Here is a 1526-nt window from a genome sequence, read left to right on the forward strand (position 1 = left end):
CGGCGCCTTCGCCTCGAATGAGACAAGTGCGGTCGTGGCGGAATTGGTAGACGCGCAGCGTTGAGGTCGCTGTGGGGCAACCCGTGGAGGTTCGAGTCCTCTCGACCGCACCATTCGATTGCGTTGGCGCTTAGCGCCAAAAATCGATCGAGGATCGATTTTAGCAATCGAATGAATCCTTTGATGTTTCCCGCTTCGCTACGCTGCGCGATGAAACAGGCTCAAGGCTGCTCATTCCCGACGATGCTCCGCGCCAAAAATCGATCGAGGATCGATTTTAGCGAATGAATGATTCCAAAGTTGATCTCAGCTTCACGACGTTCCGCGATGAAGCGTGCTCAGGGCTGCTGTACGCGTGCACAAACAGCCCTGATGCAGCAGGGCTACTCAATCGATGCGACCTGGAACTGTCCCAGTGCTTCCTCGGCAGGGCCGAAGCCAGGCTTGAGCGCGGCGCTGGCGTAGAAATCCCGATAGGCTGCTTCCGCATCCTCGAGCGCCCAATAAGCGAGGGCCCGATTGTAGTAGGCGATATGCCGGTTCTCCGGCGACACAGCCTCCATGTCAGACAATGCTTCAATGGCTTCGTCTGCCCGCCCCAGGCGGATCAGCGTGGCCGCAAGGCTGATGGAAATGTCGCCGCGCATCGGGCCGAGCTCTGCGGCCTGTGTCAGGCGGTCGAGGGCGGGTTCGTATTCACCAAGGCGCAGGCTGACGATGCCGGAATTGGCGAGCGTGGCGGCGCGGTCCTTGCGGCTAAGGGCCTGTTCGCTGGCGGCTTCTTCGCAAACGCGCTTGAGCGCGGGCGAGGCGGCCCCGGGCGTGGCGACGCCGTTAGCGCAGGTTTCGGCAGGTGTCGGGCCGTTGCGGTAGAGGTCCGGCGCGGCGAAGACCGGGTCTGCGGCGAAGCCAAGGGCGAGCAGACCGGCGGTGATGCTTCGGGAGGAGAACATGGGAGGAGCCTTTCTTGCAAAGCTTAGTGTATATGCACGATATGGTGCGAGCCGGAACATTCCGGGAAAGGGCCCGTCCGGCCGAGGAAAGCCGGACGGGGGAGAGAGGCCGGCATACGGAGGTGTTTGCCGAACCCAATAAAAGTGTATATACACTATAATGAGATTTCCATACACGGACTCTAAAGTCTTGGCGCAGTAAAACTGGTCGTGATTGGACATCCCGCGTCCAGGCTGCATATACACGAGATGATGACTGATACCGCTGACCTTCTGTCTGAAGTGACCGGCACTTGCGTTGCCGGCAGGGTGCTTCGCGCCGCACGCCTGATTACCCGTCACTATGATGATGCCCTGCGCCCGACCGGACTAACCATTACCCAATTCGGACTACTGCATGTGATCGGACGGTATGAACCGGACTCCATCTCTCGCGTTGCCGAGTTGATGAATCTGGACCGGACATCCCTGTCGCGGAACCTGAAGCCGCTCGAAAAGGCGGGCTTTGTCCATCGCGGCAATGAAGGCACCGGCCGCAAGCGCCGCGTCCTGCTCACCACGCTCGGCCTGAAG

2 protein-coding genes and 1 tRNA gene are annotated in these 1526 nt (G+C 60.2%); 2 read left to right on the plus strand and 1 reads right to left on the minus strand.

From position 1 onward, the window contains the following. The first annotated feature begins 28 nt into the window (after positions 1 to 28). A tRNA-Leu gene (locus Q1V51_RS04110) sits at positions 29 to 113 on the plus strand. Positions 114 to 383: 270 nt separating this feature from the next. On the opposite strand, the gene Q1V51_RS04115 is transcribed toward Q1V51_RS04110, so the two are convergent. Then, entirely contained in the window at positions 384 to 953 is a 570-nt protein-coding gene (locus Q1V51_RS04115) for a tetratricopeptide repeat protein (RefSeq protein ID WP_300553241.1), read from the minus strand. A 252-nt stretch (positions 954 to 1205) separates the two neighbouring features. Between Q1V51_RS04115 and Q1V51_RS04120 the strand changes: the two genes are divergently transcribed. After that, a partial coding sequence (locus tag Q1V51_RS04120; RefSeq protein ID WP_300553244.1) for a MarR family transcriptional regulator occupies positions 1206 to 1526 on the plus strand: 321 nt, incomplete at its 3' end.

It is taken from the genome of Maricaulis sp. (genome assembly GCF_030149235.1).
Lineage (GTDB): Bacteria > Pseudomonadota > Alphaproteobacteria > Caulobacterales > Maricaulaceae > Maricaulis.

Excerpts from the sequence above, each read along its gene's own strand:
- Q1V51_RS04115 (WP_300553241.1), bottom strand. The coding sequence starts at position 953 with ATGTTCTCCTCCCGAAGCATCACCGCCGGTCTGCTCGCCCTTGGCTTC.